The sequence below is a fragment of the Sphingomonas sp. LH128 genome (assembly GCF_000293195.2).
GTDB classification, from domain to species: Bacteria; Pseudomonadota; Alphaproteobacteria; order Sphingomonadales; family Sphingomonadaceae; genus Novosphingobium; species Novosphingobium resinovorum_A.
In genome coordinates this window covers 1-25,592 of record NZ_ALVC01000022.1, presented here as the reverse complement: position 1 = coordinate 25,592, position 25,592 = coordinate 1, and the positions used below count along the sequence as shown (strand labels likewise).

Below are 25,592 nucleotides of genomic sequence, written 5' to 3'. Positions count from 1 at the left end.
CTGGTGTGCATCTTGGCGGTGGAGCCGTCGGACTTGGAGCCTGCGTCCTCGGCCAGTTCCTCCAGCTGCTGCGCGTCGCGCTGGATATATTCGGAGAGCGAGGGCGAAGCGCTGCGGCCGCCGAGCGCCTTCAGGGCGCGCGAAAGCTGCGGCACAACGGCGCGCACGTCGCCGACCAGCGGCACGTCGATCGGGCGGTTGACGCCGATCGCGGTGGGGTCCTGCTGGACGTAGATCCACTTGCGGTTGGCCTCGTTGTCGACCCAGTGGCGCCAGCGGCCGTAGTGGCTCGGCTCGCCCAGTTCGGTGGCGAGCGCAACGCAGCAGTCGCTTTCGACCACCGCGTCGATCGAGGCTTCGGAGAAACCATAAGGGAAAGTGCGGTCCTCAAGCCCTTCGATGAACGAGGTGCCGCCCGAGGTCTGGATCACCGGGCACTGCATCAGTTCGGCCAGTTCGCGCACCGCCGCGCCCGACTTCGAGGTGTGGACGCCGTGGCCGACGAGCAGCACCGGGTTCTTGGCGTTCTTGATGATCTCGGCCGCTTCGGCGATCCGGTCGCCGTCGGCGCCCTGGTCGGTCAGGCGATAGCGGTGCGGCGGCAGCACCGGCGGCAGGTCGAGTTCTTCCAGGATGATGTGCGCAGGGAACTCGATGTAGGCCGGACCGGGGGTGCCCGACAGGGCGACGCGGATCGCCTCGCGGACGATCTCGTCGGTCTGGTCGGCATATTCGATGGAACTGGAGAACTTCACCGAATCCTCGATCATCGGCTCCTGCCGCACGAACTGGATGCGGCCCCGGCGCACGCGGCGCTCGGTGATGCGGGCGCGCTGGCCGCCCATCACGATGATCGGATCGTTCTCGACCTTGGCGCACTGGATCGCCGGCATCAGGTTGGCCATGCCCGGCCCGAGCGTGCCGATGCACAGCGCCGGCTTGCCGGTGATACGCGCGGCGGCAGCGGCCATGTGGCCTGCGGACGCCTCGTGGTGCGGCGACACGACGGTCCAGCCGCGCGTTTCCGCTTCGAGGAAGAGGTGCACGAAGTTGGGATCGGGAATGCCGAACAGGGTGCGGATGCCCTCGGCCTCGAACAGGTCGAGGATGCGCTTGAAGACGGGCGTGCCCTTCTTCTTCGCACCGGCCGGAGCCTCGGGGGCGAGCGTGTCAGCCGCAGGCTGGTCGTCGTACATCGTGAGTGCCTTTCTTCTCGATCCGCTTGGGTCACGCTCTGGGGCGCTTTGAACAGTTGGTTAGCGTAAGGTTCCTAATGCTGTCAGGTGAAATCAACAGGGGTGTTCACTGCGACTCGCCTGCTATCGCCGGGGCGACGCTCGAAGCGACTTTTGTGAGCAGTTCGGAGTTGTCCTGACCGAGCGTAGGAGCGGGGCCGCGCACTTTGCCGGGGGTCTTCGAGAACCACGTCGGCACGCCGGGGAATCGCACCGGGCCTTGCGGCGTTTCCACCTCCTCGAAGAAGCCGATGGCATTGAGGTGTTCGTTGTCGAACAGCTCGTCAGTCGATTGCGGCCGGGCGCAGGGGATATGCAGCGCCTGCAGGGTATCGAGCCATTCCTGCGTGGTCCGGGTAAGGAACGTCTCGCCGAGCAGGCCGTAGACGCGGCCGATCTGCTTCGCGCGCTGGGCGAGGGTGGCGAACTCCTCGCTGGCCCAGGGCGGATTCACGGCGGCGACGAAAGCGTTCCAGTGCTTGTCGTTGTAGATGAGTGCGGCGACGTGGCCGTCCTTCGTTTTATACGGCCGCCGGTTGGGCTCGACTGCGCGGTGGTAGTGCGCAGGCGTCGTCGGCGGGGCAAACATCGCGCCGTTGGCATGCTCGACCAACATGAACGAGGACATCGCCTCGAACATCGTGACTTCGACTTCCTGCCCCTCGCCGGTCCGTTCGCGGTGAAACAGCGCCATCATCGTCGCGTAGAGCGCGTGGAGGCCCGCCACTTTGTCGGCCATGATCGTGGCGACATAGCCGGGCTCGCCGTTCATCAGCCCCTGCACATGGGGGATGCCGCACTCGGCCTGAATGGTGTCGTCGTAGGCGGGCTTGTCGGCCTCGGGCCCCCGGCGCGAATAACCGTAGCAGTTGGTGTAGACGATGTCGGGCCGGATCGCGCGGACCGACTCGTAATCGAAGCCGAGCCTGGCGATCGCCTTGCCGCGCATCGAGTGGATGAAGACGTCGGCGGTGGCGATCAGGCGGCGCAGCGATTCGCGGTCTTCCTCTTGCCGAAGGTCGAGCATGACCCCGCGCTTGCCCCGGTTCACGTTGACATAGATGCCGCCCATGCCGGGTACGGGGCCGGTGGTGATCCAGCGGGTATTGTCGCCCTCGGGCGGCTCCACCTTGATCACTTCGGCGCCCATGTCGGCCATGATCTGCGTGGCGTAGGGTCCGAACACCACGCTGGTCAGGTCGATCACCCTGAGCCCCGCCAGAGGGCCGTTAGGTGCCGTTATGGTATCGTTGAGTGCCATTGTGTCGATCTCCCGCGAGACTTGTATATCTATACGCATTACCGTTCAACGTACGCATATCGGAACAATCAGTTGTCTCGGCGGCGCGGCGCTGCTAGCCTTCTCGCAACGGTAAAATGGGCAAGAGGGCCGGAAAAGCGTGGATTTCTCCCTGAATCAGGACCAGCAGGACATTCGCGAAGCGGTCCTGAAGCACTGCTCGCAGTTCCCGGACGAGTACTGGCTCGAAAAGGATCGCTCTGGCGAATTCCCCTTCGAGTTCCACAAGTCGATGGCCGAGGCCGGCTGGCTCGGCGTCGCCATGCCCGAGGCGGTCGGCGGCGCGGGCCTCGGCATCACCGAGGCGGCGGTGATGATGCAGGCGGTGGCGGAAAGCGGTGGCGGGATGACGGCGGCCTCGGCGATTCACGGGCCGGTGTTCGGGCTTGAGCCGGTCACCCTGTTCGGCACCGAAGAACAGCAAAAGCGCATGATTCCGCCGATCCTGTCGGGCGAGGAGAAGATGTGCTTCGCGGTGACCGAGCCCAACACCGGCCTCGACACCACCAGCCTCAAGACCCGCGCCGAGAAGGTGCCGGGCGGCTACAAGGTCAATGGCGAGAAGATCTGGATCACCAACGCTCACGTCGCCGACCGCATGCTCCTCATCGCCCGCACCACGCCGCTGGAAGAGGTCAAAAAGAAGACCGAGGGGCTGACGCTATTCTATTGCAGGATAGACAGAAAATCGGTCGAGCACCGCCTGATCCCGAAGATGGGGCGGCATGCGGTGGGCTCGAACATGCTGTTCATCACCGACCTCTTCATTCCCGAGGAGGACCGCATCGGCGCGGAAGGGCAGGGGTTCAAGATCCTCCTGCAGGGACTCAATCCCGAGCGCGTCCTGCTGGGCGCCGAGGCCACCGGGCTGGGGCGCGTGGCGATAAAGAAGGCGTCCAAATATGCGCAGGAGCGCGTGGTTTTCGGCCGTCCGATCGGCCAGAATCAGGGCATCCAGCACCCGCTCGCCAAGGCCTGGATGCAGGTGGAAGCCGCCAGCCTCATGGTGTTCAAGGCCGCGACCCTGTTCGACAAGGGCCTCGAATGCGGGACCGAGGCGAACGCCGCCAAATACCTCGCCGCCGAGGCCGGTTACGAGGCGTGCCAGACTGCGGTGATGTCGATGGGCGGCATGGGCTACGCGCAGGAATACCACGTCGAGCGCTACCTGCGGGAAGTCATGATTCCGCGCATCGCTCCGGTGAGCCCACACCAGATCATGAACTACATCGCCGAGAGGGTTTTGGAACTGCCGAGAAGCTATTGAGCGTTACCGTCGTCGTCCCGGACTTGATCCGGGACCGGTGGCTGTCTTTAGATAAGGCCCCATCGGCAAGGCGCCCCGGCGCAAGCAAGGCTGGCCCCGGCCAGCGGTCCTGGCCTTCGCCGGGATGACGAATTTGGAGAGACGATGACTTTGGTTCACACCCCCGCCACCGCCCGTTCCTGGCTGTTCGCGCCAGGCGACAGCGAGCGCAAGATGACCAAGGCAATGGAAGGCGAGGCCGACATCGTCCTGATCGACCTTGAAGACGCCGTCGCCCCTGACGCCAAGGCCGCCGCGCGTCCGCTGGTGCATGACTTCATCAAGGCCAACCCCGAGCAGCGCGCGCGCCTGTGGGTGCGGATCAACCCCTTCGACGGGCCGCACACGCTGGCGGACCTCGCGGCGGTGATGCCCGCGCATCCCGGCGGCATCATGCTGCCCAAGGTCTACGGCCGGGCGGATGTGGAGAAGCTGGACCACTGCCTCTCAGCGCTGGAAGTGGCGAACGGGATCGAGGAAGGCTCCACCCCCGTCATCGTCCTCATCACCGAGACGGCCGAGGCGATGTTCCACACCGGCAGCTACAAGGGCGCCCCGCGCGTGGTGGCGGTGACCTGGGGCGCGGAGGACCTTGCGGATTCGATCGGCGCCTCGTCCAACCGCAACGATGATGGTTCCTATTCCTTCACCTACGAATTGGCGCGCAGCCTGACGGTGCTTGGTGCGGCGACGGCCGGGGTCACCGCGATCGAGACGATCAGCGCCGACTTCCGCGACCTCGAAGCCCTGAGAGCCCGCGCCGAGAAGGTCCGCCGCGACGGCTTCAGGGGCATGATGGCGATCCACCCGGCACAGGTGCCCGTTATCAACGCGGCTTTCACCCCCACCGAGGCCGAGATCGCCGAAGCGCAGGAGATCGTCGATGTCTTCGCCGCCAACCCCGGCGTCGGCGCGATCGGCTGGAAGGGTGGCATGCTCGACAGGCCCTATCTTGCCCGCGCCGAGCGGCTGCTGCGGCAGGCGGGTAAGCCGTGAGCATGTATCGTCGTCGTCCCGGACTTGATCCGGGACCGCTGGCCACGAACAGCCCAGAGCCCAGCAGGGCGTCTTGCCGAGAAGGTCCGGCCAAAGATCGCCACCGGTCCCGGATCAAGTCCGGGACGACGGCATGATCGACCTCATCCCCTACCTGCGGCCCGGCGACCACATCGTCTTCGGGCAGGCTTGCGGCGAGCCGACCACGCTTGTCGAGGCACTGGCCGAACAGGGCGCGCGCATCGGCGATCTCCACGCCTTCATCGCCACCAGCTTTTCCGGCCTGTTCACGCCTGAAACGGCATCCGCCTTCCGCCTTTCGTCGATGGGCGCGATCGGGGCGCTGCGCGTGATGGCAAAAGCGAACGCACTCGACGTCATTCCGGTCCACGTCAGCCAGGTCGCGCCGCTCATCACCGCAGGCGTGATGCGCTGCGACGTGGCGATGATCCAGGTCAGCCCTGCCAACGCGGCGGGCGAGCACTCCTGCGGCCTCATTTCCGACTACGTGCGCGCCGCCGTGGACAAGGCCCGCGTGGTCATCGCCGAGGTCAACGAGCAGGTGCCCTTCGTTCCCGGCGAGACGATCCCGGCCAGCGCGATCGACGTGGCAGTGCCGGTCTCGCGCATGCCGGTCGAGGTCATGCCCGCAAAGATCAGTCCGACTGATGAGGCGATCGCGCGGCTCTGTGCGGAATTCATCGGCGACGGTTCGGTGATTCAAACCGGCGTGGGCGCGGTGCCCGATGCGATCCTGCGGCTGCTGCACGACCGGCGCGACCTCGGCGTCCATTCGGGGATGCTGGGTGACGGCCTCGTCGATCTGGCCGAGGCGGGGGTGCTGACCAATGCGCGCAAGGAGATCGACCGGGGCGTCTCGATCAACGGCGCGCTGATCGGCACGCGGCGGCTCTACGACTGGGCGCAAGGGAATCCGGCGATCCGCATGACGCCGACCAGCTATACCCACGACGCGGGGGTGCTGGGGCAGCTCTCTCGGCTCGTCACCATCAATTCGGCGCTGGAAGTCGATCTCACCGGGCAGGTCAATGCCGAGCAGTCCGGCGCGGCCTACATGGGAGGCACTGGCGGGCAGGTGGACTTCGTGCGGGCGGGCGCGCGCTCGCCGGGCGGTGCTTCGCTGATGGTGCTGGCGGCCACGGCAAAAGGCGGAACGATCAGCAAGATCGTGCCCGCGCTGTCCGGTCCCGTCACCAGTGCGCGCAGCGAGGTAGACGTAGTGGTCACCGAGTTCGGGGCCGCGCAGCTCAAGGGCCAGACGCTGGCCGAACGGGCGCGGCGGCTGGCCGCGGTGGCGCATCCGGATTTTCGCGAGGGTCTGGAGCGCGAGGCGTTCGAGATCGCCAGAAGGGGGTTCTGACATGCAGGATGCCGTGCTTTTCGATGCGCGCAAGGACGGCATTGCCGTCATCACCATCAATCGCCCCGAGCAGCGCAACGCCCTCACCCGGGAAGTTCGCGAGGGCCTGCGGGCGGCATGGGCGCAGTTCGAGGCCGATGACGCCCTGCGCATCGCGATCCTTACCGGCAGCGGCAACAAGGCGTTCTGCGCCGGGGGCGATCTCAAGGAGATGGTCGAGACCGGTATGGCCGTGCCTCCGCGTGACATGTACGCATTGCCTTACGACACCATCGAACTGTCGAAGCCGACCATCGCCGCAGTGAACGGCGTCGCTTTCGCGGGCGGTTGGATGATCGCGCAGGCCTGCGACTTGTGCGTGGCCTCCACCGCTGCGAAGTTCGCGATTACCGAGGTCAAGGTCGGGCGCGGCAGTCCATGGGCGGCCCCGCTGATCCACATGATCGGGCAGCGCATTTTTATGGAGATCGTGCTGACCGGCAAGCCGATCAGCGCCGAGCGCGCTTACGAGATCGGGCTCGTCAACCGTCTTGCCGAGCCCGGCGCGGTGCTGGATGCCGCACTGGATCTTGCGCGCGAAGTGCTGGAAGGCGCGCCGCTCTCGGTGAAGGCTGCGCGTGCGACGGTGATGCTCTCGACCGAGATGGGGCGCAGCGCGGCACTGGCGGCTGCGCGGGCGGCGCATGAGCATGCCTACAACTCGCACGACGCGCAGGAAGGGCCGCGCGCCTTTGCGGAAAAGCGCAAGCCCGTGTGGCAGGGGCGCTAGGTCAGGCCGTCTATCGCTGCCCAGCGGGCGATCCGCGCGGTTCGGGCGCGGCGCCGCGTCATTCCGCCCAGTGCGATGACGGGAACCCGCGCCCGTGCGGAGAGCAGTTTCAGCCCCACCGCGCCGAGTGTTTGTGCACCGGGATGCGAAGCGGTTGGAAAGACCGGGGAAACCAGCACCGCGTCTGCTCCGGTCCGATGCGCGATGGCCAGTTCACGCAGCGAATGGACGGTCGCCAAGCGTAGCATGCCTTGCTTGCGACCCAGCCTTTCGGGCGAGGCATAAACCCCATCCGCCCGCCAGCGACGGGCCAGCGCAGTATCTCCCGCCAGCACCGTGCGATGCCCGTATCGGCGCGCCAGCCTGAGCAGTGCATCGAACCGCGTCTGCCGCGCCTCGGGCGAAAGATGATAGTGCCGGAACACCAGCCCGGACCCGCGCGGGAGTCGCGCCAGTGCATGCTCCAGCCGCGCATCGTTGCGGGCATCGCTGATAAGCCAGAGCTTGGGAAGGGACGGCTGGCGGTTCTTCACGAGGACGCTATAGCAGCACGCCATGGATCAGCTACAAGACATCCGCGCCCGCATCGCCAGGTCCGCCGAGATCGCCGGACGCAAGCCCGAGGCGATCGAACTCATCGCTATCTCCAAGACCCACGACGCCGAGGCGATCGAGCCGCTGCTCGCTGCCGGCCAGCGCGTCTTCGGGGAAAACCGCGTGCAGGAAGCCGAGGCGAAGTGGCCAGCCCTGCGCACGGCCTATCCCGAGGTTAAGCTGCACCTTGTCGGCCAGCTTCAGTCGAACAAGGCGGAGGATGCCGTCGCGCTGTTCGACTGCATCCATTCCGTCGATCGCCCCTCGCTGGTCGCGGCGCTGGGCAAGGCGATGGAAAAGGCGGCCCGCAAGGTCCCGTGCTTCATCCAGGTCAACATCGGTGCGGAGGACCAGAAGGGCGGTTGCGCCATCGCCGATGTCCCCGTGCTCCTCGCTTCGGCGCGGGAAGCGGGCATTCCCGTCGTCGGCCTGATGTGCGTCCCCCCCGCCGGGATCGAGGCGGCGCCGTTCTTCGCGCTGCTGGCAAAGATCGCGGCCGACAATAACGCCGATGGGGGGCTCGACCAGCTCTCGATGGGCATGAGCGATGATTTCGAGACCGCCGTGCTGCTCGGCGCTACACAAGTGCGCGTCGGCAGCGCACTGTTCGGCAAGCGCGCGTGACAATGGAGCGCACCGAAAAGCAGAAGATGCTGGCGGGCGAGCCCTACCGCGCATCGTGCCCGGAAATCGTTGCCGACCAGCGCGCGGCAGCCGAATGGATGGCCGCGTACAACCGCACCATCGACCTTGCCGACCGCGATGCACTGCTGCGCGAACGCTTCGCCGCGGTGGGCGAAGGGGCGACCATCCGGCCGCCGTTCCATTGCGACTACGGGTACAACATCAGTCTCGGGCGCGGGGTGTTCCTGAACTTCAACTGCGTCATCCTCGACGTGGTGGAGGTGACCATCGGCGACGGAACGCAGATCGGCTCGGGCGTGCAAATCCTGACGGCGGACCACCCACGCGATCCGGTCGAACGGGCGAGCGGCCTCGAATGGGGCGTGCCCATCCGCATCGGGCGCAATGTCTGGATCGGCGCCGGGGCGCTCATCATGCCGGGCGTTACGATCGGAGATGATGCGATTGTCGGTGCGGGGAGCGTGGTGACGCGTGACGTAGCCGCAGGGGTTACCGTCGTGGGAAGTCCGGCCAAAGCCAGAAGGTGAGGGAGACGCAGGGGTTTACCACCCCTGCACCCCGTATACCGTCGAGGTCGCGCGCGTAGCTTCGTTACGCACTGACGCTTCGTCGGGAGACTTGTAGCCTGCGGCGCAATATGTGCCTGACGCCGCTGCACGCACGGCGACGACAGTAACGGGGTCTGGGGCGATGGCCCCAGATTCTCCCCTTTTTCCTTCTTACTTCGGCGTATCCAGCTCGTTGCCGGTCAGCGTCACGATATGCAGCAGGTTGGTGGAGCCCGGCACGCCGAACGGCACGCCAGCCAGCGCCACCAGCCGCGATCCGGCCGCGCCGAAGCCGTGGCGCAGGGCCATGCGCTTGCCTTTGGCGATCATCTCCTCGAAGCTGCCGATGTCGCGGGTGACGACGGCGTGTGCGCCCCACAGCAGTGCGATGCGGCGTGCGGTGGGCTGCGAGGGGGTGAGCACCAGCATCGGCGCGGCGGGGCGTTCGCGGGCCACGCGGCGGGCGGAGCCGCCCGAGCCGGTGAACACCACAATGCCCTCGATCGTCAGGGTATCGGCGATCTGCGCGCAGGCTTCCGACAGTGCGTCGGCGCTGGTCGCGTCGGGCGGGGTACGGGTGAGGTGGATGCGTTCGCGATAGGTCGTGTCGCTTTCGACCTTGGCGGCGATGCGGTCCATGATGGTCACCGCCTCGACAGGCCACTGGCCCGCTGCCGTTTCGGCCGAGAGCATGACCGCGTCGGCGCCGTCGTAGACCGCGTTCGCGACGTCGGAGACTTCGGCGCGGGTGGGCGAGGGGCTGGTGATCATCGATTCCAGCATCTGCGTGGCGACGACGACCGGCTTGCCCAGCGCGCGGGTCTTTTCGATGATGTGCTTCTGGATCGGCGGCACTTCCTCGGGCAGCAGTTCCACGCCGAGGTCGCCGCGTGCGACCATGATGCCGTCCGACAGCTCGATGATCTCGTCGAGGCTTTCGACGGCTGCGGGCTTTTCGATCTTGGCCATGATCGCGCCCTGGCCGCCCGACAGGCGGCGCGCTTCAGCGACGTCCTCGGGGCGCTGGACGAAGGAGAGACCGATCCAGTCCGCCTTCTGCTCGACCGCGAAAGCGAGGTCGCGGCGATCCTTCTCGGTCAGGGCCGGGATCGGGATCAGGGCATCGGGAATATTGACGCCCTTGCGATCGGAGATCGGGCCGCCGACTTCGGCGCTGCACAGTATCGCGTCCGGTTCGGCGCGGATGACGATGAGGCGCAGCTTGCCGTCGTCGATCAGCAGGCGCTGGCCCTTCTGGAGGATGCCGAAGAGTTCGGGATGCGGCAGGCAAACGCGTTCGTCGTTGCCCGGGGTCGGGTCACGGTCGAGCGTGAAGTGGGCGCCGTGGCGCAGGAAGGCCTTGCCGCCCTCGAACTGGCCGACGCGCAGCTTGGGGCCTTGCAGGTCGCACAGGATCGCGACGGGGCGCTCCAGGTCCTTCTCGACCGCGCGGATGTTGGCGATCGTCTCGCGGTGGGTGTCGTGGTCGCCGTGGCTCATGTTGACGCGGAAAGCGTCGGCGCCGGCCTTGAGCAGCTTGGCGATCGTCTCCTTGTCGCGGCTTGCCGGGCCCAGCGTTGCGAGGATCTTTACCTTGCGCTGGCGCTTGATGCCGCGATGGTGGGGAGAACGACGATAGGGCCCATTTGCGTTCAGGGCGCCCGAAGGAATGGTGCTGACCAAGTTTACTGCCTCTTCCGGAAACTGGGCCCCATATGGCAAAGGCGTGATGACAAACCAAGGACGATCGGTGCGATTATGAACGGCAAGGATAACATTGATACGATAGATGACGCCGTGGCCGCTGCCGCGTTCCGTCGCCTTGTGCGCCACCTCCAGCAGCGCCACGATGCCGAGAACATCGACCTGATGGGGTTGGCGGGCTTTTGCCGCAATTGCCTGGCCGACTGGATTCGCGATGCGGGGTACGAAGGCGACAAAGCTGCCGCCCGCGCGGTGATCCACGGGATGCCGTTCGACGAATGGAAGGCAAAGCACCAGAGCGAAGCCACGCCGGAACAGATCGCGCGGATGGAAGAGAGCCTGAAGAAGAACGGCGGGACGCATTGACCTTTACGTCGTCCCGGACCTGATCCGGGACCGCTGGCCGTGAACGGCCTACTTGGCTGCGCGCGCTGCGATCTCTCACCGAAAGACAGCCACCGGTCCCGGATCAGGTCCGGGACGACGAGCCTGCCTGTCAGGGCGTCGCCACCTTCATCAGCACGATCCCGCTGAGGATCAGTCCGGCGGCGAGCAGGCGCATGGCGCTTGCCGATTCGCCCATGAACACGATCCCCGCCGCGAAAGCGCCCACCGCGCCGATGCCGGTCCACACGGCATAAGCCGTGCCCAGTGGCAGGGACCGCATCGCGGCGGCGAGCAGGCCGAAGCTCGCCAGCATCGCGGCCAGAGTCACGACGCTGGGCCACAGGCGCGTGAAGCCCTCCGACTGTTTCATGGAAAACGCCCAGACCACTTCGAGCAGGCCGGCGATGGCGAGAAGAACCCAGGGCATTCGGCAATCTCCTTATGAGGCGATTCCCGGGCCGTCCCGGACTTGAAGCTCCGTCGAAGGAGACGCACGAACGTGGTCGGCGCACTGGCCAGATAGGAAAGTGCGGCTTTGGGGGCAACCCTTTGCGCGTCCTCCACATGATTTCCACAGGGGGGCGCTTTGCCCGAATCCTGTTGTCTCGCTATCAGCGCCGCCAACCGATTCACCAGCATTTACCGGAGCACGTACCCCCATGGCCGAAACCACCGACGATCGCCTGCGCCTGCTGATCGAGCGCGTCGAGCGCCTGGAAGAGGAAAAGAAGGGCATCTCGGACGACATCCGCGACGTCTACAACGAAGCCAAGGCCGTCGGCTACGACGTCAAAATCATGCGTGCCATCGTGCGCCTGCGCAAGATGAAGCCCGACGACCGCCGCGAAATGGACATGCTGCTCGACACCTACAAGTCGGCCCTTGGCATCGACTGATCCTCATTCCTCCCCGAGCCTGCTCGGGGAGGGGGACCGCCCGCGCAGCGGGTGGTGGAGGGGGCGTCAGCTCCCCAGTTGCACCAGCACCATGGCCGCCGCATTGGCGCAGCCGTGCTGGAGCATCGAGGCCGGAAGGCCGATGCGCTGGCGCGTGAAGCCCAGCAGCACGCCTGCCCACAATTGCGGCAACACCATCGGCAGCGCGAGCGCGGATATGGTCGGGTAGTTCATCAGATGGACGCCTGCGAACAGTAGCGCCGCCAGCCAGAACACCGCCGGATAAGCCGCCGCATAAGTGGAAGACGTCGGACGCTTGCGCAGCCACAGCCACCCTCCGACAGCGGCGACCACGAGCGCCAGCAGCGATCCTGCCAACACCAGCGGCTGCAGTGATTTCGCCATGACGGCCAGCCCCGCGAACAGGCCGAAGCACGGCAGCAGCCATAGCGCGCGGGGGCGTCCGGTCTGCCAGCCACGGAAGATCATCTCCTCCAGCACCGGTGCGATCACGATGGTGATCGGCAGCAGCCAGCCTGCCGGCAGCTTGTCGAAGGCGTCGGGCAGCGGCTGGCCCATCGTCTTCTGGTAGAGCCCGAGCAGCGGCAGGATCACCAGCAGAAGCCCGCCGATGTGCAGCACCGTCAGCAGCGCCAGCCGGGGCCATGCCTCACGCGACCGCAGGCCGATGGGCGCAAGTATGCGCGGCCGGGCGACGAAGCTCGCCAGTTCGCGCAGCAGGGCAGAGGGTACTGAGGAGCTTGTTTCGATCCGGGTCGCCATGCTTCGTTCTATCCCCGATTTCCTTGCCAATTCGTTGTCTTGCCAGCACCGTGAGACGGTGCAACCTTGGCGGTCCAGCGAAGGAGAGCGCGCCGATGATCGTCACCACCACTCCCACCGTCGAAGGCCAGCCAGTCCGTGACTATCTGGGTATCGTCACTGGCGAAGTCATCGTCGGCGCCAACCTCGTGCGCGATCTCTTCGCCGCCGTCACCGACATCGTCGGAGGTCGCTCCGGCAAGTACGAGGAAGTCCTCCAGCGCGCCCGCCGCGAGGCGTTGAAGGAAATGGAAGCGGAGGCGGAGAAGCTGGGCGGCAACGCCGTGGTCGGCGTGGACATAGACTACGAGGTGATCGGATCGCACGGTTCGATGCTGATGGTAAGCTGTTCCGGAACTGCCGTCGTCCTGTAGCAGACCGACTCCGGTTGCCCTTTGGGGTGCCCCTGTTGTAAGGCCCGCGCCACTTCATTCATCGCAAAGACCCGTGGACTCATGGGCAGGCAACGAGCGGACCGATGGCAGGCCATTCCAAATTCAAGAACATCATGCATCGCAAGGGTGCGCAGGACAAGAAGCGCTCGGCGCAGTTCTCCAAGCTCAGCCGCGAAATTACCGTCGCGGCGAAGATGGGCATGCCCGACCCGGACATGAACCCGCGCCTGCGCGCCGCCGTCAACGCGGCCAAGGCGCAGTCGATGCCCAAGGACAACATCCAGCGCGCGATCGACAAGGCGAGCAAGGGCGACGCCGAGAACTACGAGGAAGTGCGCTACGAGGGCTACGGCCCCAGCGGCATCGCCATCATCGTCGAGGCGCTGACCGACAACCGCAACCGCACTGCTACCAACGTGCGCACCGCCTTCGCCAAGAACGGCGGCAACCTCGGCGCCTCGGGCGCGGTTTCGCACGGCTTCGAACGCCTCGGCCTAATCGAGTACCCCGGCAGCGTGGGTGACGAGGACAAGGTCCTCGAAGCCGCGATCGAAGCGGGCGCCGAAGACGTGCAGAGCGACATGGGCGACGGCGACGAGAACCCTGGCAGCCACCAGATCTGGGTTTCGGTCGATGCGCTCCACGAAGTCGCGCGCGAGCTGGAAAAGACCCTGGGCGAAGCCGAAGGCGTCAAGCTGGCATGGAAGCCCAACCTCACCGTCGATGTCGACGCGGACACCGTCAGCACGCTGATGAAGCTGGTCGACACCCTCGAAGACGACGACGACGTCCAGACCGTCTGGGGCAACTACGAGATTTCGGACGAGGTCATGGAAACGCTCGGCTGATATGCTGGCACTGATCGCCCGCGCCCTGCTTTCGGGCGTTCTCATCGTGGCGATCGCGGAAATCGGCAAGCGCCTGCCCGCTCTGGGTGCGCTTGTCGCTTCGCTGCCGCTGGTCTCAGTACTGGGCATGATCCTGCTGTGGCAGGCCCGCCCGGATGCCGAGAACATGGCGGTCCATGCCGGGGCGACGTTCTGGTACGTGCTCCCCTCGTTGCCGATGTTCCTGCTGATGCCCGTCCTGCTGCGCAATGGCCTTGGTTTCTGGGCCTCGCTGCTGGCCGGGTGCGTGCTGACCATCGTGCTCTATTCGCTGATGATGCATTTCGGGCCGCGGCTCGGGCTGAAGGTCTGACATCATGATTATCCTCGGCATCGACCCCGGCCTGACCTGCACGGGCTGGGGCGTCGTCGCCAAGAGCGGCAGCCGCCTCAGCCATGTCGCCAACGGCCAGATCCGCACCAACGCCAAGGCCGGAATGGCCGAGCGGCTGGTCGAACTCGACGCCGCGCTGACCGATGTGATCCTCCAGCACCGGCCCGATACCGGCGCGGTGGAGGAAGTCTTCGTCAATGTGAACCCGCAGTCGACCCTCAAGCTGGGGCAGGCGCGCGGTGTCGCGATGCTGTCCGTGGCGCGCGCCGGGATTCCGGTGGCGGAATATTCGACCAAGCTGGTGAAGAAGGCGATCGTCGGCACCGGCGGGGCGGCGAAGGCGCAGATCCAGGCGATGCTGATGGTGCTGCTGCCGGGCGTGAAGCTGGCGGGCGAGGACGCCGCCGATGCTCTGGCGGTGGCGATTACCCATGCGAATATGCTGGGCAGTCACAGATAAAAGGGAAGTCCTGGGGCCATCGCCCCAGACCCCAAACTGTCGTTGTCGCGCGCGCAGCAGCGGCGGCCTAACATTACGCCGCAGGCTTTCAATGTCTCCCGGCTCACCGTCTGACATGACGAAGCGGCGCGCGTGGCCTCGACGCTATACGGGGTGCAGGGGTGGTAAGGCCCTGCTTGCCTCTCTTTTCCTCTGGCGCCCCGAATCCCTTCCTGCCATAGGAACAAACCATGATCGCCAAGCTGACAGGATTGCTCGACGACACCGGCGCCGACTGGGCCATCATCGACGTCAACGGAGTGGGCTACCTCGTCCATTGTTCGGCGCGGACGCTGGACCATCTCGGTATCCGGGGTGATCGCGTCGTCGTCCATACCGAGATGCAGGTTTCGGAAACCGACCAGCGCCTGATCGGCTTCACGTCCGGGGCGGAGCGCAACTGGTTCCGTCTGCTGACGGCGGTGCAGGGTGTCGGCTCGAAGGTAGCGCTGGCGATCCTCTCCGCTTTGACGACCGAGGAACTCCAGCGAGCCTGTGCGGGCGGCGACAGCGCCATGGTGGCGCGCGCGAACGGCGTCGGGCCGAAGCTGGCGAGCCGCATCGTCAACGAACTCAAGGACAAAGCCGGCGGCATGCTCACCGCGCCGGGGGCGTCCGGCATCGTGGCGGTGGCGCCTGCGGGCTCGGCCAGCGCCGATGCGGTCTCGGCCTTGCAGAACCTTGGCTTCAAGCCTGCGGTGGCGGCGACGGCGGTTGGCAAGGCGGTCGATCAGCTTGGTGAGGATGCGGCGCTGGGCGACCTCATGCGCGTGGCGCTGAAGCTGGCGACGGGGTGAAGATCATGTCTCAGGTCAAACTCGACATTCCTGCAGAGCAATTACAATGGATCGAAAAAAAGGTTTCGCAGGGGCGCTTCCTTGATGCTGCTGAATATGTCCGGCATCTTGTTCGCCGTGATTTGGAGCGCACAGAGCAGGAAGCGACCGCATCGGGGCATCCGCTCAAATGAGCTTCGTGGATCAATACGAGGATCGACAGCCGCCGCGGATGCTGCCGACGATTTTTGGGATCTTAGCAAGCCCGATTAGCATCGCCATTGTGCTATGCGTTATATCTTGGTCCTTTGCGCCTGGATTTATCGGACTGGCACTGCCGCTATGCCTTTTGGTCGGTGTTCCCGTAGCACTCGGTGTCAGAAAGCGAATGACGCTGACGTTTCCAAATTGCGCACTGGCGGGCGGCACGTCCGGGTTCCTGACCGCGCTTATGATCATGATCGTCGCGGCCATACGCGACACGTATTATGAAATTGGCAGCTCTTTCTTCATACTGACCTTTGGTGGCGTTGTGTGCGGAGGCATAGCTTTCCCGTGGATCAGATGGATGGATCTGCGCTTTCCAGCTACAGGCCATTCATGACCGACAATCCCATCCTTTCCCCCAATCGCCAGGTCGAGGACGCCGATGCCGCGCTTCGGCCCAAGACGCTCGCCGAGTTCGTCGGGCAGGCGGCGGCCAAGGACAACCTGCACGTCTTCATCGAAAGCGCCAAGTCGCGGCGCGAGGCGATGGACCATGTGCTGTTCTTCGGGCCTCCGGGCCTTGGCAAGACGACGCTGGCGCAGATCGTCGCGCGCGAACTGGGCGTGGGTTTTCGCGCCACTTCCGGTCCGGTCATCGCCAAGGCGGGCGACCTCGCCGCGCTGCTGACCAATCTGGAGCAGGGCGACGTCCTGTTCATCGACGAGATCCACCGTCTCAATCCCGTGGTCGAGGAAGTGCTCTATCCGGCGATGGAGGACCGCGCGCTGGACCTCATCATCGGCGAAGGTCCGTCGGCGCGCTCGGTGCGGATCGACCTGCCGCCGTTCACGCTGATCGGCGCGACGACCCGGCAGGGCCTGCTGCAGACGCCTCTACGGGACCGTTTCGGCATCCCGGTGCGCCTGCAGTTCTACACCGTCGAGGAACTGGAGAAGGTCGTCAGCCGCGGCGCGGGCCTGCTCGGCATCGGCATCGACAAGGGCGGAGCGACCGAGATTGCCCGCCGCGCACGCGGTACTCCGCGTGTCGCGGGGCGCCTTATGCGGCGGGTGCGCGATTTCGCGCATGTGGCGGGATCGGACACCATTACCCGTGCGATCGCCGACGATTCGCTCACCCGGCTGGAAGTGGACGCCATTGGCCTCGATGCGCAGGATCGCCGGTATCTGAGGATGATCGCGGACATCTACAAGGGCGGCCCGGTGGGCGTGGAGACGCTGGCGGCGGGACTGTCCGAACCACGCGACACGATCGAGGAAGTGATCGAGCCGTACCTCATCCAGTTGGGCCTTGTCGCCCGCACGGCACGGGGACGTTGCCTCAATGATAGGGGTTGGAGCCACCTTGGCATGACTCCTCCTGCGGGGCCGCAGGGCGGGTTGTTCGATTCGGAAGGGTGAGTGCGCCAAGCGGCACATTCGCCGCAAAAGCGTCGGTCTGCTTTACAACCCGCCGAACCAACAGTCCCGTTTCGGTACACCCTCTGAGTTAGAATGATAAATTAACCCAGTTTCCCGCATCGGGACGGTGAATTGCGGGTGAATGACGTTGCCGCATTAACGTGTCTCTGCGTTGTTTCTGGCAGATGGATGCACGGTAGCCCCAGAGGGCCTTCGGGCCTCCGGTGCGAAACAAAGAGAGCAACGCGTTATGTCGGTTCGGATGGCCCTTGCTAAACTGTCTGCCTGTGCGGCGGGCTGTGCCGTGATCGGCGGCGGCGCCGTTCACGTCGCCGAGACGCAGTCGGCGAAGACCGAGTACCGCAAGGTGAAGATGGCCAAGGCCGCCCCGGTAAAGAAGCGCCCGGCCCAGCGCCTCGTCCGGAAGGACCAGCCCCGCACCACCAAGCGCGTGCGCAAGATCATCAAGCGGACCTGCTGCGACCAGCCGCAGATGGCGATGGTGCCGATGCCCGCGCCGTACATGCCGCCCGCGCCGGGTCCGTCCTACTCGGGCGGCAGCGGCGGCGCGCCGGTAGTGATCGGCGGCGGCGGTGGCGGCTTCGGCGGCTTTGGCGGCGGGTTCTTCGGCGGCTTCTTCGGAGGCAGCGGCGGCGGTGGCGGCGGCAACGTCGTGATCACCTCGACCAGCAGCGGCGGCGTGACTTCCACGACCGGCGGTGTCACTTCGACTTCGGGCGGCGTCACGTCCACCACGGGCGGTGTGACCTCGACCAGCGGCGGCGTCACCTCGACCTCCAGTTCGAGCACCGGTGGCCTGACCTCCACGACCACGACCGGCGGGATCACCTCGACCACGTCGACCAGCTCGGGCAACGTGACCAGCACCAGCAGTTCCAGCTCGTCCTCGTCCTCGTCGTCTTCTAGCTCCAGCTCCAGTTCGTCCTCCAGTTCCTCAAGCGGCGGTGACGATCATTCTTCCGGCGGCGCGACCTCCACGGGATCGTCCAGCGGTTCGTCGTCCAGCTCGTCTTCGTCGTCGGGGTCTTCCTCGACTTCGGGCGGTTCGACCGGCTCGACTTCGTCGAGCAGCTCCAGTTCCTCGTCTTCCTCTTCGTCGTCCAGTTCGTCCTCGGGTGGTTCGACCACGAGCACGTCGGGCGGCACCGATGTACCCGCTCCGCCGATGCTGATCCTGTTCGGCGCGGCGGCTGCAGCTATCGTCGGACGACGCCGGCTGGCCCGCGCGAAGGCGGCCTGACATCTGAACACGGGGAGGGCGACGCCAAAGGCGGTGCCCTATGTGGAAGGGCGAGGTTCGCGGACCTCGCCCTTTTCATATGTTTTGCAAGGCCCGGCGTCTTTTACGGCCGGTTAACCAGAAATGCCCGATACGGCCTCTCGAAGCACAGCCGAGTTTCGCGGGGCCGATTCATGAAGATGGAACCTATCCTGCCGTTCGCCGAACGGACCTGCCCACGCCTCTCGGTGGTGGTGCCATGCTATAACGAGGAGGCCGTTCTCCTCATGCTGGAAGCACGGCTCGCGGCCGCCTGCCGGGAACAAGTGGGCGAGGACTACGAGATCGTCCTCGTCAACGACGGCTCCACTGATCGCACCTGGCCGCTGATCTGCGTACTGGCCGAGCGCAACCCGCGCGTTCTGGGCGTCGACCTCTCGCGCAACCATGGGCAGCAGCTGGCAGTGACAGCCGGACTGCAGATATGTCGCGGCGACCTGATCATGATGATCGACGCGGACCTGCAGGACCCTCCGGAACTTCTTGGCGCAATGATCGAGAGGATCGAGGCGGGCGCGGACGTCGCATATGGCCAGCGCGTGGCGCGGCACGGTGAAAGCGCTTTCAAGCGGGGAACCGCATCGCTTTTCTACAAATTGCTCAACCGATTGTCGGAGCAGAACATCCCCGTCGATACCGGTGATTTCCGGCTGATGACCCGGCGCGTGGTCGATCAACTCAACGCCATGCCCGAGCGCTGTCGCTTCATGCGCGGCATGGTCAGCTGGCTGGGGTTCGAGCAGGTTGCCGTACCCTACGAACGCGATGCGCGCAGGGCGGGTGAAACGAAGTATTCCGTGCGGCGCCTGATGAGCCTTGCCATCGACGCCATCACGAGCTTTTCGACGGTGCCCCTGCGGCTGGCCTCTCATCTCGGCGTCCTGTCGGGATTTGCGGGGTTCGCACTCCTGTTCTGGGCGATCTGGCGCTGGTCCGAGAACGGGGTGATCATCGGCTGGACCAGCACGATCGCGGTCATGCTGATCATGGGTAGTATCCAGCTGATCATCCTCGGCGTTTTCGGCGACTACCTCGGGCGGCTCTATATCGAAAGCAAAGGGCGGCCGCTGTTCATCGTGCGCGAGGTGCGCAGCCAGTCGCGGGCGAGCGAGCGCGGACCTGTGGTGATGCCGCTGACGGTCGGCGCCTTCGATCCGCGGGTCTGACGTCCTGCCGATGACCCTGACAATGGCCGCGTTGCGCTTCGGGCTGGTGGGTGTGCTGAACACGATCGTCGGCTTGGCCGTAATCTGGGCGCTGCTGCGGCTGGGGGTGGGCGACTATCCGGCCAACGCCTGCAGCTACGGAGTGGGTGTGTGCTGCTCCTTCGTGCTCAACCGGACCTGGACATTCGAGGTGCGCGGGCCGGTCGCTTCCACGGAAGTGGCGCGGTTCCTGACCGTCTTCGCGCTGTCCTACGGCGCGAACCTGGGCATGCTGACGCTGATGCGCGGGCTCGGCTTCGCGCAGAGCCTGATCGGGCAGGGCGCGGCGATGGCGGTTTATTCGGCCTGCTTCTTCCTCCTGTCCCGCCATTTCGTCTTCGCTCCGGGGCGCGCCGCGCGATGACGGGGCAGTCGGGAACGATCCCGCTGCGCTGGTGCGCGGCGCTGGTGCTGCTGGCCGCCGTGCCGCTGTTCTGGCCGGTGGTGCCGCCGCTGACCGACCTGCCCGGGCACATGTCGCGCTACATGGTGCAGATGGACGGCGGACGCAGCGCCGATCTGGCGCAGTGGTACAGCTTCCGGTGGGGCCTGCTCCCTAACCTCGGCGCCGATCTGCTCGCCTGGGTGTTCGAGCCGATCGTCGGCCTGAGGCTGGCGGTGAAGGCCATTGCGATCCTGATCGTGATGCTGCAGGTCGCGGGTTACCTTTGGCTGTCGCGCGCGGCGCATGGGCGGGTGGCGGTGACCGCGCTGTTCGCGGTGCCGCTGGCGCTGGGCAATCCGTTCCAGTTCGGGTTCCTCAACTTCACGCTGGGCATGGCGCTCGTCACGCTCGCACTGGCCTGGTGGATCAGTCCGTCGATGGCGGACAACCCGCGGCGGCGCTGGCTGGTGTTCTGCCTGGTCGCCTGCGTCATCTGGGTGTGCCATCTGGCCGCATGGGCGACTTTGTGCGTGCTGGTCGGGTGTTGTGAACTGGCCGGACGTTTCGAGCGATCCGGGCGCCTGTTGCCGGCGCTGTGGGGCGGGTTCCTTGCCAGCACCTGCCTGTTGGTGCCGCAGCTGGCGAGCATGGCGTGGCCGAACCCGGCCGGGCACCTGCCGAACGAGAACTGGTTCCGGCTGGGGCTCAAGATCTATCACTTCGCCAACGTTCTGGCGGATCGATGGGACGCCTGGGATTACCTCTGCGCGGCCGGACTGCTCGCCCTGATCGTGGCTGTCTGGCGCTCGCCGCGCTTTGCCCTGCACAAGGGGTTGGCGCTGGGCACGATCGTGCTGCTGGTGGTGTTCATGGTCATGCCGGGCACGATCTACGGGTCGGCCTATGCCGACATGCGCCTGACGCCCATGATCTATGCGCTGGCGCTGATCTGCGCGCGGCCGCTCGACCTTGGTGCGTGCAGGCAGCGGATGCTTGTGGTCGCCGGGATCGCCTTCGTGGCCTTGCGCCTCGTCGGCAACACGGTGAGCATGGCCGCCTGGGACGAGCAGATCAGCAAGGAGCAGGCCGTGGTCGAGCACGTCCCGCGCGGCTCGCAGCTGCTGACCTTCATCGCGCTGCCTTGCGTCAACTTCATCCGGCAGCAGGCGCGGGTGCGCGATGTTCACGTCGCCAGCTATGCGATGATGCGCCGCCATGCCTTTGCCAACGACCAGTGGGCGATGCCGGGCGGTCAGCTCATGAGCATCGACAACCCTGCCGCCGGTCCCTTCATCGACGCGCAGACCGGGGCGCTGGTCGGCGAGAGTTGCCAGGGGTTCAACCAGCTGCTCACGGCGATCGACCGGGTGCCTGACGGCATTCCCCGGTTGTGGGTGGTCTGGCACGTGCCCGAACTGCCGCTCGCCGGGTGGCGGCCGGTGGCGCGCTCGGGAGATTCCGTGCTGTACCTTCGTCAGATGCCATAGCGGCGCTTGACCGCACGGTAGCGTTCAAGGCGCATCACCTCGCGCTCGGCCGGATCGACCAGGGCGGTGTCGGCCGGGAGATGCTCGATCAGCCGGTTCCTCGGTACGAGCCGGGTCTGGAACCTTGCGGTGTCCTGCGTCAGCAGGTTGCGATAGGTCAGGTTGCCCTCCCGAAACCGCTGCGTGTCGAGCCAGTTGTGCACGCCCGGATCGTCATGGGCGAGCACCAGCCGCACCACGCCGTCGCCGTCGACGCGGGTGCGCGCCGGGGTGTAGCTGACCGGCCGGTGCAGGAAGTCCATCGAGCCCATGAAAGCGCCGCCCATGCCGAAGATCCAGAAGCCGGGGTGCGCGTCCATCTCGACGATCAGCGCCTCGTCCGGTTCCAGCCGCCAGACCATGTGCGCCGCCATCCGCCCGCGCTTCGCGTCGGAGGCATCGTTGGCAGTCCGGTCGGGAGGGAAGGCGCCCAGCGCATGCGGATCGCACACGCCGCGCGAGGTCAGCCACGAATGCTCCGGCCAGTCGTGCATCAGGCCGGTGACGAAGGCACCCGCCCAGTCCATCGCCTCGATCATTTCCGCAGATGTGGGCAGCGGCTTTGCGCCTGCGGTGTCCAGTGCTTCGATGGTCAGGGAGGTGGGGGTTTCGTCCCAGCCGTCGAAGGCTTCGCGGATGAACAGCTTGCGGCTGCCCGGCGTGGTCGGGAGCCAGTTGCCCGGCCGGGGTTCACCGCCGACGAAGAGTTCGAAGTCGCCTCGCGCGTCCGCCTCGATCTGCGCGCCGAGGATGTTGCACTCGGGAATGTCGCCGAAGGGCTCGTGAAGCGAGGGCCAGTCGGTGCCGGGGATGGTCTCGGGGCGCGGGCCTTGCACGGTGATGTTCAGCCAGCGCGCGGTGCCCTTGCGGCCGGTCAGGCGGTACGTGCGGTTTCCGTCGATCCAGGCCTGCCGATACGTGAAGTCGGCGACGTCGCCCCCCAACTTGCGTGTCGGCGTGACGAAGGGGTGTATCTGCGGGAACGCGGTATCGCGCGTCTCCAGCGCGAGGTCGAAGGCCTGCCCCAGATTCTGCGTCAGGAAGCGAAAGGCGTCCGCGCGCTGGAGCGGATTGGCGGGATTGGCGTCCTTGAAGGCACTGTGACCAGCGTTTTTCAGGCGGTCGCAGAATTGCTCCCATGCCACGCGCAATAGGGCATCGTCGGGTCCATCGCCAAAGGCCATGTCAGGCTCCCAGTCGGTCGAGCATGTCGGAAAGGGCGCGGGCGGCGCGCGTGCAGGCTTCGCGCGGGCCTTCCGCCTCGATGCGCGGGCCTACGAGTTCGAGGTCGAACAGCCCGGTGTAGCCAAGGTCGAGCACATCGCACAGGATCGCCTCGAGCGGGATCGCGCCATCTCCCGGCACCGCGCGGCAGGGCGTGCTGCGATCGCCGAGCACATAGTCGCTGACTTGCACCAGCCCCGCCAGCGGCATCGCGTCGGCCAGCTTTCCGCGCAAGTCGGACTCGGTCCAGCATGCATGCAGTTCGACGCAGACATCGATCGCGGCCATCCGGGCGAGGCGGACGGCATCGGGCAGGGTGTGGGCCATGTGGATGTCGGCGTTGAGCGGAGAGGCGTTTTCCACCAGCAGGCGAATCCCCGCCCGCTGCGCCGCATCGCGGCAGGGGGCGAGCAGGTCGGCGAAGCGCTGTGCTGCGGCCTCCCAGGACAGTGCACCGCGTCCTCCGGTGAGGAGATAGATTGCGGGCGCGCCCACTTCAGCCGCGACCTCGATAACACCGAGCAGGTTCGCCGCCGCCTTCCCGGTGTCGCGTTCAAGGTCGGGATGGAGGGCGAAGAGGTGGTTGATGCACCCGATCTGGACCGGGCTTTCGCGTGCCGCCGAGCGGGCTTCCTTCGTTTGCAGGCACGGCGCGGCGAGTGTGCAGTGCTGCACGCCGATGCTGCGGCAGAAGTCCAGGAAATCTGCGGTTGGCTCGGTGATCAGGGCCACCTGATGCAGGCTGACGCGCGGGTGCATCGGCGGTTACCTGCGCACTTCGATCGGCACGCCGAAGCGCTCGCGGAAAGGCGCGAACTCGGCGTTGAGATCGTCGATGCAGTAGCCGGCGTCGATGAGCACCCGCGTCGAGTAATGGAACTTGCCGTGGCGATCGCCGCGATTCTCGGCGAGGTAAGCGCGCATGGCGTCCTCCTGTCGCGGCCCGAATGCGCGGTCGGCGAATCGGTAGTAGCCGCGCACGGTGCCGATGGGATCGGCGACGAAATCGGCATAGCGCACGTGATGAATGCGCGGGTCATCAACCAGTGGGTCGGTCATGGTATGGCCGATCGACCAGCGCACGCGTTCGACGTGCGCGCGCGCCTCTTTCACGAGGTCGATCGGACCGACGATGCCTTCCATGATGTCGGCCATCATCATCGTCGAACTGGCCGCGACCATCACCGGGTCGCGGTGCAGCCAGACCAGCGTGGCGTCGGGATAGGCGTCGAAGAACGCCGCAAGGCGCGTGGTGTGAAAGCCCTTGAGCACCCAGTATTTGCGCGGGCGACGGAACTGGAAGGCCTGCAGCATGGCCTTGTGGATGCGGTACTGTGCGACTGGATCGGTAGGCAGGCCCATCGACAGGTTCTGCATCGGCACCCGCCACCAGGCGGTGGGCGTCATCACGCGAAAGTCGAAAGCCCAGGTCCGCTCGTCTTCGGGCAGGCCGTGGCCGAGCATGTCATTGTAGGGGTGGCAGTGCAGCCACTTGGCCATCTTCGCGTTGATTTCCCGCCATTCCTCGTCGGCGAGACGGTAGCGAGGGTCATCGCCCGTAACGGTCCCGGGCGGCGGCGATGGATGCATGACCTCGGCGAAGCGCAGCGCCCGCGCGTCCGGGTCCACCGACATCAGCGCATGCATCAGCGTGGTGCCAGATCGAGGCTCGCCGCTGGCGAACATCGGCCGTTCGATCACTTCGTCCGCCAAAGGAAACGCGCTGCGATCGTGGAAGAAGCGCAGGCGGTCGGTGAGCAGCCAGTGGATGTTGCGCGCTGCCGACTGCCGGCCCGCCTCGTCCATGGGGATGGTGTCGATATGCGCCACGGCAAGGGCGAAGCGTTCGGGAAAGCCTTCATCCGCCCAGTTTGTCAGACCGGTTTGGTCGATCGCATGCTGCAGCAATTGCTGCGGTTCGAGCGCAGCCATCGGATCAGCCCTCCACCAGCCGGGTGATCTCGTCCTCGGTCTCCCGGACCTTGGCGGCGGAAGTGGCGGCGAACTTCATGCCGCCCATCGCGCCGTATTCCATCAGCTTGTAGACGCGCATTCCGGCATCGGCGAAGGCCTTGATCTTCAGCGCCACTTCCTTCGGTGTGCCCACAGGGAGTATGTCGCGGATGGCCTGCAGGTTCATGGCCTCGCAGAATTTCAGCATCGCCTCGCGGCTGAGCTTGACCGGATCGAAGTCCATGATCCCGCGCCAGTCCGGACCCATCGGGTGTTCATGCCCGAACTGGGCAAGGTCCTTCGCTGTGATCATGAGCACGATCGACTTCACCATCGGCGCGCGCAGCATTTCGTCGATCTCGTCCGGCTCGCCGATCAGCGCCATCTGGGTGATCGCGGGCGTGAAATGGCTCATGTCCCGCCCGGCCGCGTCACCCGCATCGAGGATGACCTTGAGCTTGGCCGCGTAATCCTCGGGCGTCCACGCACCCGCCGGCCACCAGCCGTCCGCCTCGCGTCCGGTGATGCCCAGCATCCTTGGTCCTGCCGAGCCCAGCCAGATCGGCGGGGCCTTGCCGTCGTAAAGCTCGGTGTCCATGCGGGCGTGGTGGAGGTGAAAGAACTCCCCTTCGAAATCGACCGGGCCATCGGCATGCCACAGCAGCTTGATGACCTTGATCGCTTCTTCCAGCCGTCCCACCGGCTTGGCGAAGTCGAAGCCGTAAGGCACCGTGTTCTCCAGTTCGCCCGAGCCGAGACCGAGGATGAAGCGCCCCTTCGACAAGTGGCTGATCGTCAGCGCCGACTGCGCCAGCAGCGAGGGATGCCGCCGCACGGTATCGACCACGGTGGTCGCGAGCGGGGTGTTCTTCGTAAGCACCGCCGCCGCCGCGCTG

The 25,592-nt window shown here is 66.0% G+C and carries 30 protein-coding genes; 20 read left to right on the top strand and 10 right to left on the bottom strand.

The features are described from left to right. Nucleotides 1-1,196: thiamine pyrophosphate-binding protein (locus LH128_RS02545; RefSeq protein ID WP_008828010.1), on the bottom strand; the 1,196-nt coding region annotated here is incomplete at its 3' end. 106 nt (nt 1,197-1,302) lie between these two features. Continuing rightward, nucleotides 1,303-2,496, bottom strand: coding sequence for a CaiB/BaiF CoA transferase family protein (locus LH128_RS02540; protein ID WP_008828009.1), 1,194 nt, complete (start codon nt 2,494-2,496; stop codon nt 1,303-1,305). A 139-nt stretch (nt 2,497-2,635) separates the two neighbouring features. Here LH128_RS02540 and LH128_RS02535 point away from each other — a divergent pair, with 139 nt between their 5' ends. From LH128_RS02535 to LH128_RS02520, 4 genes are all read left to right on the top strand, one after another. Further along, nucleotides 2,636-3,802, top strand: coding sequence for an acyl-CoA dehydrogenase family protein (locus tag LH128_RS02535; protein ID WP_008828008.1), 1,167 nt, complete (start codon nt 2,636-2,638; stop codon nt 3,800-3,802). Between the two features lie 144 nt (nt 3,803-3,946). Continuing rightward, complete coding sequence (locus tag LH128_RS02530) at nt 3,947-4,837, top strand: HpcH/HpaI aldolase/citrate lyase family protein (RefSeq protein ID WP_008828007.1); 891 nt, start codon at nt 3,947-3,949, stop codon at nt 4,835-4,837. A gap of 133 nt (nt 4,838-4,970) precedes the next feature. Then, nucleotides 4,971-6,218, top strand: coding sequence for an acetyl-CoA hydrolase/transferase family protein (locus LH128_RS02525; protein WP_008828006.1), 1,248 nt, complete (start codon nt 4,971-4,973; stop codon nt 6,216-6,218). A gap of 1 nt (nt 6,219) precedes the next feature. Continuing rightward, on the top strand, nt 6,220-6,987 hold the full coding sequence (locus LH128_RS02520) for an enoyl-CoA hydratase/isomerase family protein (RefSeq protein ID WP_008828005.1): 768 nt from the start codon (nt 6,220-6,222) through the stop codon (nt 6,985-6,987). Here LH128_RS02520 and LH128_RS02515 read toward each other — a convergent pair. Further along, entirely contained in the window at nt 6,984-7,544 is a 561-nt protein-coding gene (locus LH128_RS02515; RefSeq protein WP_008828004.1) for a thiamine phosphate synthase, read from the bottom strand. The genes LH128_RS02520 and LH128_RS02515 overlap by 4 nt on opposite strands. On the opposite strand from LH128_RS02515, the gene LH128_RS02510 reads away from it, so the two are divergent. Further along, entirely contained in the window at nt 7,543-8,205 is a 663-nt protein-coding gene (locus LH128_RS02510) for a YggS family pyridoxal phosphate-dependent enzyme (RefSeq protein WP_008828003.1), read from the top strand. The two genes, LH128_RS02515 and LH128_RS02510, sit on opposite strands and share 2 nt — an antisense overlap. Nucleotides 8,206-8,207: 2 nt before the next feature. Then, complete coding sequence (locus tag LH128_RS02505; protein ID WP_008828002.1) at nt 8,208-8,753, top strand: sugar O-acetyltransferase; 546 nt, start codon at nt 8,208-8,210, stop codon at nt 8,751-8,753. Nucleotides 8,754-8,945: 192 nt separating this feature from the next. Here the strand turns inward: LH128_RS02505 and pyk are convergent, their stop codons facing one another. Next, nucleotides 8,946-10,430, bottom strand: coding sequence for a pyruvate kinase (gene pyk / locus LH128_RS02500; RefSeq protein ID WP_036526484.1), 1,485 nt, complete (start codon nt 10,428-10,430; stop codon nt 8,946-8,948). Nucleotides 10,431-10,532: 102 nt separating this feature from the next. Between pyk and LH128_RS02495 the strand changes: the two genes are divergently transcribed. Next, the gene (locus LH128_RS02495; RefSeq protein WP_008828000.1) at nt 10,533-10,844 is read left to right on the top strand and encodes a DUF1244 domain-containing protein; all 312 of its coding nucleotides are present in this window, start codon (nt 10,533-10,535) and stop codon (nt 10,842-10,844) included. A 130-nt stretch (nt 10,845-10,974) separates the two neighbouring features. Here the strand turns inward: LH128_RS02495 and sugE are convergent, their stop codons facing one another. Continuing rightward, nucleotides 10,975-11,292, bottom strand: a complete 318-nt coding sequence (gene sugE, locus LH128_RS02490; RefSeq protein WP_008827999.1) for a quaternary ammonium compound efflux SMR transporter SugE — start codon at nt 11,290-11,292, stop codon at nt 10,975-10,977. 232 nt (nt 11,293-11,524) lie between these two features. Between sugE and LH128_RS02485 the strand changes: the two genes are divergently transcribed. Beyond that, nucleotides 11,525-11,761, top strand: a complete 237-nt coding sequence (locus LH128_RS02485) for a DUF2312 domain-containing protein (RefSeq protein WP_008827998.1) — start codon at nt 11,525-11,527, stop codon at nt 11,759-11,761. A 66-nt stretch (nt 11,762-11,827) separates the two neighbouring features. Here the strand turns inward: LH128_RS02485 and LH128_RS02480 are convergent, their stop codons facing one another. Continuing rightward, complete coding sequence (locus LH128_RS02480) at nt 11,828-12,544, bottom strand: CPBP family glutamic-type intramembrane protease (protein ID WP_008827997.1); 717 nt, start codon at nt 12,542-12,544, stop codon at nt 11,828-11,830. Between the two features lie 95 nt (nt 12,545-12,639). Between LH128_RS02480 and LH128_RS02475 the strand changes: the two genes are divergently transcribed. From LH128_RS02475 to LH128_RS02420, 12 genes are all read left to right on the top strand, one after another. Next, nucleotides 12,640-12,957, top strand: a complete 318-nt coding sequence (locus LH128_RS02475; RefSeq protein ID WP_008827996.1) for a heavy metal-binding domain-containing protein — start codon at nt 12,640-12,642, stop codon at nt 12,955-12,957. Between the two features lie 104 nt (nt 12,958-13,061). After that, entirely contained in the window at nt 13,062-13,826 is a 765-nt protein-coding gene (locus LH128_RS02470; RefSeq protein WP_008827995.1) for a YebC/PmpR family DNA-binding transcriptional regulator, read from the top strand. Between the two features lies 1 nt (nt 13,827). Next, on the top strand, nt 13,828-14,178 hold the full coding sequence (locus LH128_RS02465; RefSeq protein WP_008827994.1) for a DUF3147 family protein: 351 nt from the start codon (nt 13,828-13,830) through the stop codon (nt 14,176-14,178). A gap of 4 nt (nt 14,179-14,182) precedes the next feature. Next, complete coding sequence (gene ruvC, locus LH128_RS02460) at nt 14,183-14,659, top strand: crossover junction endodeoxyribonuclease RuvC (protein ID WP_008827993.1); 477 nt, start codon at nt 14,183-14,185, stop codon at nt 14,657-14,659. A gap of 230 nt (nt 14,660-14,889) precedes the next feature. Then, nucleotides 14,890-15,495 carry a Holliday junction branch migration protein RuvA gene (gene ruvA, locus LH128_RS02455; RefSeq protein ID WP_008827992.1) on the top strand — a complete coding sequence of 202 codons (606 nt, stop codon included), beginning with the start codon at nt 14,890-14,892 and terminating at the stop codon, nt 15,493-15,495. Between the two features lie 5 nt (nt 15,496-15,500). Next, the gene (locus LH128_RS33040; RefSeq protein WP_155986278.1) at nt 15,501-15,668 is read left to right on the top strand and encodes a ribbon-helix-helix domain-containing protein; all 168 of its coding nucleotides are present in this window, start codon (nt 15,501-15,503) and stop codon (nt 15,666-15,668) included. Then, entirely contained in the window at nt 15,665-16,078 is a 414-nt protein-coding gene (locus LH128_RS02450; protein ID WP_008827991.1) for a hypothetical protein, read from the top strand. Before LH128_RS33040 ends, LH128_RS02450 begins: the two co-directional genes overlap by 4 nt. Continuing rightward, on the top strand, nt 16,075-17,103 hold the full coding sequence (gene ruvB / locus LH128_RS02445; RefSeq protein WP_008827990.1) for a Holliday junction branch migration DNA helicase RuvB: 1,029 nt from the start codon (nt 16,075-16,077) through the stop codon (nt 17,101-17,103). The genes LH128_RS02450 and ruvB overlap by 4 nt, the downstream gene beginning before the upstream one ends. Before the next feature lie 262 nt (nt 17,104-17,365). After that, nucleotides 17,366-18,364, top strand: a complete 999-nt coding sequence (locus LH128_RS34020) for a PEP-CTERM sorting domain-containing protein (protein WP_327195032.1) — start codon at nt 17,366-17,368, stop codon at nt 18,362-18,364. Between the two features lie 173 nt (nt 18,365-18,537). After that, nucleotides 18,538-19,569 (top strand): glycosyltransferase family 2 protein, encoded by a 1,032-nt coding sequence (locus LH128_RS02430; protein WP_008827986.1) that lies wholly within the window; start codon nt 18,538-18,540, stop codon nt 19,567-19,569. Nucleotides 19,570-19,579: 10 nt separating this feature from the next. Then, nucleotides 19,580-19,972: a GtrA family protein gene (locus LH128_RS02425; protein WP_036526416.1), complete on the top strand. Its 393-nt coding sequence runs from the start codon at nt 19,580-19,582 to the stop codon at nt 19,970-19,972. Next, on the top strand, nt 19,969-21,480 hold the full coding sequence (locus LH128_RS02420; RefSeq protein WP_008827984.1) for a hypothetical protein: 1,512 nt from the start codon (nt 19,969-19,971) through the stop codon (nt 21,478-21,480). Before LH128_RS02425 ends, LH128_RS02420 begins: the two co-directional genes overlap by 4 nt. On the opposite strand, the gene LH128_RS02415 is transcribed toward LH128_RS02420, so the two are convergent. The 4 genes from LH128_RS02415 to LH128_RS02400 form a co-directional block, all read right to left on the bottom strand. Then, nucleotides 21,468-22,703 carry a DUF1214 domain-containing protein gene (locus tag LH128_RS02415; protein ID WP_008827983.1) on the bottom strand — a complete coding sequence of 412 codons (1,236 nt, stop codon included), beginning with the start codon at nt 22,701-22,703 and terminating at the stop codon, nt 21,468-21,470. The genes LH128_RS02420 and LH128_RS02415 overlap by 13 nt on opposite strands. A gap of 1 nt (nt 22,704) precedes the next feature. After that, complete coding sequence (locus LH128_RS02410) at nt 22,705-23,502, bottom strand: sugar phosphate isomerase/epimerase family protein (RefSeq protein ID WP_008827982.1); 798 nt, start codon at nt 23,500-23,502, stop codon at nt 22,705-22,707. Between the two features lie 6 nt (nt 23,503-23,508). Continuing rightward, entirely contained in the window at nt 23,509-24,675 is a 1,167-nt protein-coding gene (locus LH128_RS02405) for a sulfotransferase family protein (RefSeq protein ID WP_008827981.1), read from the bottom strand. 4 nt (nt 24,676-24,679) lie between these two features. Beyond that, nucleotides 24,680-25,592, bottom strand: a 913-nt coding sequence (locus tag LH128_RS02400; protein WP_008827980.1) for an LLM class flavin-dependent oxidoreductase, incomplete at its 5' end; no start/stop codon positions are given.